7 protein-coding genes are annotated in these 5,526 nt (G+C 65.0%); all 7 read right to left on the bottom strand.

Annotated elements, in window-relative coordinates:
• Positions 1-744 (bottom strand): hypothetical protein (locus QZ281_RS15165; RefSeq protein WP_292229793.1); only part of this gene is annotated, 744 nt, incomplete at its 3' end.
• Complete coding sequence (locus tag QZ281_RS15160) at positions 741-1,148, bottom strand: EamA family transporter (protein WP_292229791.1); 408 nt, start codon at positions 1,146-1,148, stop codon at positions 741-743. The genes QZ281_RS15165 and QZ281_RS15160, both read right to left, overlap by 4 nt.
• The gene (locus tag QZ281_RS15155) at positions 1,145-2,257 is read right to left on the bottom strand and encodes a GNAT family N-acetyltransferase (protein ID WP_292229789.1); all 1,113 of its coding nucleotides are present in this window, start codon (positions 2,255-2,257) and stop codon (positions 1,145-1,147) included. Before QZ281_RS15155 ends, QZ281_RS15160 begins: the two co-directional genes overlap by 4 nt.
• Entirely contained in the window at positions 2,250-3,098 is an 849-nt protein-coding gene (locus QZ281_RS15150; protein ID WP_292229787.1) for an alpha/beta fold hydrolase, read from the bottom strand. Before QZ281_RS15150 ends, QZ281_RS15155 begins: the two co-directional genes overlap by 8 nt.
• 32 nt (positions 3,099-3,130) lie before the next feature.
• Complete coding sequence (locus tag QZ281_RS15145; RefSeq protein WP_292229785.1) at positions 3,131-3,493, bottom strand: EamA family transporter; 363 nt, start codon at positions 3,491-3,493, stop codon at positions 3,131-3,133.
• Positions 3,490-4,371 (bottom strand): arginase family protein, encoded by an 882-nt coding sequence (locus tag QZ281_RS15140; protein ID WP_292229783.1) that lies wholly within the window; start codon positions 4,369-4,371, stop codon positions 3,490-3,492. Before QZ281_RS15140 ends, QZ281_RS15145 begins: the two co-directional genes overlap by 4 nt.
• Positions 4,372-4,415: 44 nt before the next feature.
• Positions 4,416-5,526: aminotransferase class III-fold pyridoxal phosphate-dependent enzyme (locus tag QZ281_RS15135; RefSeq protein ID WP_292229781.1), on the bottom strand; the 1,111-nt coding region annotated here is incomplete at its 5' end.

Raw genomic sequence — 5,526 nt, 5'->3', positions numbered from 1 at the left:
CAGCCAGTACAGGGTGCTGCGGTCAGCAAAGGCCTTGGTCTGCATCGCCTCAAAACCGGCGCGCTTGCCCACGACGTTCAGCGCCTTGGTCGAGGCCTCGGCGGCTTCGGGACGGTCAAAACGAGCCAGCACATAGCCGACACGCCCCTTGGGCGCCGCCGCCGGGTCCAGCGCACGCGTGGTCGCAGTCGAGGCGATGACATTGACCCCGCCCAGCCCGCGCAGGCCGTTGGTCAGGCCGACGATACGCACGCGACGTCCGTTAATCTCGGCGGTGTTGCCCGGCTTGACGCCCAGCTTGTTCACATCGGCGGCGTCGATCAGCACCGTGTCCGGCTCCGCCAGACGCGAACGCACCTCGACGTCCAGCACATCGGCCAGCGCCAGCGCCTGCGGATGCAGGGCCACGCCGACGATATAGACGTTGACCGCCCCTTGGGTTTCGGTGCGCCACTGGCCCGATCCCCACAACAGGGCCTCGACCTGCTTCACCCCCGCTTGGCGCCAGGCGGACAGTTCGGCCTGTTCGCTGATCGGACGGCCCAGATCGACGCTCTGCACGCCGGGATAGCCGATCCAGACATCCGCCGACGACTTGGTCACATACAGGCTGGACAGCGAGAAGATGCCCAGGATCAGCGCGGCCTGCAGCAGAACCAGCAGCCCCGAAAAGGCCACCGCCACCACGGCAGGCGAGAACCGCCGCCAGTCATGGATCAGGCTTTTGAGCGCCAGCGACGTCACTTGTGCTCCCGCCCGATCATCCAGACCCCGCCCATGATGGCCACGCCGCCCACGGCCTGCAGCCAGTGCAGTTGTTCATGGAACACCAGCCAGCCGGTCACCATGACCAGAACATAGCCCAGCGCCAGCATTGGAAAGGCCGCGCTCAGCTTGATTTCGGAAAGAACCACCATCCAGGCGACCAGGCTCAGCACCTCGATCACCAGCAGGGTCGGCCCCCACGGCTGGCTCAGCGCCGCAACGATCCAGTCCATGCCGAACGGCTTGTCGCCCAGCGCCATCGCGGTGAACTTTGACGCCACCTGATAGCCCAGCCCCAGCAGGGGCAGGCCCAGAAACAGTGTGAACAGGGCCAGACGGCGCGAGATCGGCCCGTCTGCGTTTTCGCGGCTCCAGATCGTCATGCCGCCGCCTTTACGCCCGGATCCGCCGCAAACAGGGGCGCGGCCAGGTTCAGCACCCCGTTCAGGGCGCGGTTTCTGTGCCGGAAATACAGGCCCATGTCGGTCAATGTGCTGCCCAGACGCCGCTTGACCTCATAAGCCGCAGCGCCCGCGTGATAACGGCCGATGCCGTTCTGCAGACAGTGTTCGATATTGGCGAACCAGCTCAGGAAATACAGGTCCAGCGCACGACCGCCCTCCCCGTCCATGACGAAGAATTTGTCGACCAGAACATCATCGCCCGACAGCAGCAGGTTCATCGCCAGCAGTTCCTCCCCGGACCAGTAGAGAACATACTGCACCCGACCGCCCATCGTCTCGGACAGGCCTGTGAAATAGGCTGGCGTCAGGTCCTCGAAGGTCATGTCCGCCCGCTCCAGCGTCTGGCGGTACAACTCCATGACCCGGTCCAGAACCCCGTCCAGATCGTTTCGCCACTCCACCCGCACCTTGGCGCGATTGCGCAGCTTGCGCCGCATGTCCTTGCGGGTCGCAGCGGACCGCCCCGCCAGATAGGCGTCGACGCTGTCGAAGTTGATGTCCAGATGCGCGACCGGCAGGCCCGCGATCCGACGATAACCCCGTGTCGCCGCCACCGTATCCCACAGCGGATACTGGTCTTCCGATGCGTCTTTTAGCCCCATCAGACCGCACCGCGACCGACCAGCCTCGGCCTCGAACGCATCCAGCAACAGGCGCAGCAGTTCAGGCTTTCGCGCCTCATCGACCTCGGCTGCAAAACCCAGCGGCAGGGCTTCCGTGCAGGGCGAACCCAGACAGGCCAGACGCAGGGTCAGAAGGCCCGGAAACACCCGGCGCGCGCCCTCGACAATCCGTCGGCCCGCTGCCGCCAGCGTGGTGTCCAGCGGATAGGCGGTGACGAACATCGGCGCGCCCGCCAGCACCTGCCCCGCCTCTTCGATCACCAGATAGCGGTACTCGAAACCGGACAGGCCAGCGCGTTCGACCGTCAGCAGATAGTCGTAGGCCTCGACCTCGCCGACGAACAGCCGATCCCAGGCCTCGCGGCCGATCTCGGTGATCGACGACGCTATACGTGCATCAGGCATCGACGACCTCGCGCACAGGCGTGATCGCGCTGTGGCGAGCGAAGAAGTCAGCAGTCAGTTCGGCGACCAGATCACGTTCACGGTCGACGTGGATCATGTGGAAGCTGTCATTCAGATAATGCAGCTCCGTCTCACCCGCGAGGCAGGCCTGCAGGCGCTTCGCGTTCTTGGGGCTGCTCATGTCATCTTCGGATGCGTGCAGGATCAGGGTCGGGGTGGTGATCGACGGTCCCTTGACCTCGACCCGACGGCCCAGACGGTACAACTGGTACAGGGCGCCCAGCGGCATGATGTCGATGGCCCCGTCGATCAGTCCGTCGGCGGCGTTGGCGGCCATGGCGCGCAGACGCTCGTCCTTCAGGCCGAACGGCGACGGCTCATTGATCGGGATGTGGCGCAGGCCCGGCAGGTTGGCGACCACCTGGATCAGCGGCGCGCCCAATGCCCAGCGCGGCATGTTCCAGCCATCATATTCGAACGTCATCGAATAGACGGCGGCGCTGCGGATTTCAGGCACCTCGGACGCCAGCAGCAGGCCCAGCGCGCCGCCCGCGCAGATGCCGGCGACGTGGACCTCGTCCACCTCACGCGCGAACTTTTCATAGGCCGTGCGGGCGCTGTCCAGCCAGTCGCGCCAGTCGGTCTTCAGCAGGTCTTTTTCAGTCCCGCCATGCCCCGCCAGCTGCGGGCAGGAATAGTCAAAGCCGCGACGCTTCAGCCGCTTGGCCAGAGGCTTCATCTCGCCCGGCGCGCCGGTCATTCCATGCAGCAGCAGCACGCCCTTGCCGTTGCCGGCGCTGGCGGAAAAACTGCGGTCCTGGATGACGGTCTGGCGTCCCATTGCGGGTCTCTTCTGTGAAATAGTTTCGCGGGTCATGCGGCGGTCGCACCGACACACAGGACGCCGCCCAGGATCAGCATGGCGCCGATGATCTGCTGTTTGGACATCCGCTCACGCAGGAACAGGGCGCTGGCCGCCGGAACCCCGGCATAGGACAGCGTCATCAAGGGGAAGGCCACGACCAACGGCACCGACTGCAGCACCACAATCCAGAGGCCAGTCTGGATCGCCCACAGCAACATGCCGAACCACATCCACGGCTGGCGCGCGACATCGCGGACATAGTGATCGCTGTCGCCCGCCTTGTTGGCGGCGACCTTGAAGGCGACCTCATGGAAGATCTCAGCCGCGACACAGGCCGCGATCAGAACAAAGGACAGGGCGGTGACGTTCATGCCGCCAACGCCTGCAAGGTGTCGTACAGGCTGAGGTTCACCGCCTCATTGTGCCTGCGCGCCTCGACCGAAGGGGTGGACCAGGGCTGGTCCAGCAGGGCCTCGCCCTTCTTGAGCAGATGGGCCAGACCGGCGCCGCCATAACGCGGGTGCGACCAGTCGCCGATCACATCCGCCCCGACCAGACGCCGTCCCTTGGCCGCTACGCCCAGCAGGCGCTGCAGATAGGCCAGGGTCATCTGCCCCTGATCCCAGTTGGTCGCCGCATCGTGGGGACGCAGCACGTCCTTGTCGATGGTGATGTAGATGCTGTCCGTCTCGATCCGGGTCGCCAGGAAGTCGGCGAAACCATCCTCGCCCAGCGACTGGATGGTGGCGAAGTCCTTGCCGAACAGATCAAGAGTTCCGCCATTCGGCGCCGCATGGGCGTACAACTCCAGCACCCCGTCCTGGATCAGGGAGGCGTCGCCCTCCTTCGAACCGGGAGGCAGGATGTCGCTGCTGCACACGCCCATGGTGATGACCTTCCTGACCGAAGGCAGGCGCGCCGCCGTCGCCACCCACGACCCGCAGTGCAGGCCGTTCTGATACCGCACCCAGTCGGGGTGGTTGTCAAAGTGGATGACGGTGATCGCCTCTTCCGGCGCGCGTTCACTGGCCAGACGCACCAGAAGCGCGCTGACGTGGTGAAAGTCGCCCGACCCCATGAAGGTCAGCAGCGGACGCGCATCGTCGTCCAGACACGCGCGGACACGGTCCTCCAGCGCCTGCAGGGACGCAGGACGCCCCCACAGACGGACCGACGGCCCCACGTCGCGGCAGTCCACAGACCGCCCGCCGTCAGAGAGGACGCGCCCCTCCAACGACGTTTGCGACATCAGCGCGTCGTCTAGGTTCAGAAGGACCGGACGCACGACCTGTCTCAGGCCGCCGTGCAGCGACGCAGCAGGATATCCAGAAGCTCGATCGCCAGATCGATCTCTTCGTGGGTGATCTCCAGCGACGGCGCCAGGGTGATGACGTTCTTATAGTAGCCGCCGACGTCCAGGATCAGGCCGTAGGTGCCGCTCTTGGCGACCAGATCGCCCTTCATGCCTTCGTCGGCCATCAGGTCGAGCAGCTTCTTGTTCGGCGTGAAGCCGTCTTCCTGGCAAATCTCGCAGCGCAGGGCCAGGCCCAGGCCGTCGACGTCGCCGATCTGCGGCCAACGCTTCTGAAGTTCCTGCAGACCCTTCAGGAAGTAGGCGCCCTTCTCCATCACGGCCGCGCCGTAATCGACTTCGGACGTCATCTTCAGGGCTTCCAGCGCCACCGAGGTGCCCAGCGGGTTGGAGTTGAAGGTCGAGTGGGTCGAACCGGGAGGGAAGATGCCCGGATTGATCAGTTCTTCGCGCGCCCAGACGCCCGACAGCGGGTTCAGGCCGTTGGTCAGCGCCTTGCCGAAGACCAGCACGTCAGGCTGTACGCCGAAGTGCTCGATCGACCACAGCTTGCCGGTCCGGTACATGCCCATCTGGATTTCATCGACGACCAGCTTGATGCCGTGCTGGTCCAGAACCTTCTTCAGCTCGATGAAGAAGTTGGGCGGCGGGATCACATAGCCGCCGGTGCCCTGGATGGGCTCGATGTAGAAGGCGGCGTATTCCGCTTCACCGGTCTTGGTGTCCAGCACGCCGTTGTATTCGGTTTCGAACAGACGGGCGAACTTCTGCACGCAGTAGTGGCCGTATTCTTCCTTCGTCATGCCCTTGGGGCCGCGGAAGTGGTACGGGAATTCGATGAACTGTGCGCGGTCGCTGAAGTGGCCGAAGCGGCGGCGATAGCGGTACGACGAGGTGATCGCCGAGGCGCCCAGGGTGCGGCCGTGATAGCCGCCCTCGAAGGCGAACATCAGTTGCTTGCCGTTCGAGGCGTTGCGGACCAGCTTCAGCGAGTCCTCAACCGCCTGCGCGCCGCCGACGTTGAAGTGGACGCGGCCCTTGCGGCCGAACTTGGCCTCCATGTCCTGGGCGATCATCGCCGCCAGTTCGACC

Source organism: Brevundimonas sp. (assembly GCF_018608325.1).
In the GTDB taxonomy this organism is placed as follows: Bacteria; Pseudomonadota; Alphaproteobacteria; order Caulobacterales; family Caulobacteraceae; genus Brevundimonas.
This window is presented reverse-complemented; position numbering and strand designations above follow the sequence as displayed.

Excerpts from the sequence above, each read along its gene's own strand:
- QZ281_RS15160 (WP_292229791.1), bottom strand. The coding sequence starts at position 1,148 with ATGACGATCTGGAGCCGCGAAAACGCAGACGGGCCGATCTCGCGCCGT.
- QZ281_RS15155 (WP_292229789.1), bottom strand. The coding sequence starts at position 2,257 with ATGCCTGATGCACGTATAGCGTCGTCGATCACCGAGATCGGCCGCGAG.
- QZ281_RS15150 (WP_292229787.1), bottom strand. The coding sequence starts at position 3,098 with ATGGGACGCCAGACCGTCATCCAGGACCGCAGTTTTTCCGCCAGCGCC.
- QZ281_RS15145 (WP_292229785.1), bottom strand. The coding sequence starts at position 3,493 with ATGAACGTCACCGCCCTGTCCTTTGTTCTGATCGCGGCCTGTGTCGCG.
- QZ281_RS15140 (WP_292229783.1), bottom strand. The coding sequence starts at position 4,371 with ATGTCGCAAACGTCGTTGGAGGGGCGCGTCCTCTCTGACGGCGGGCGG.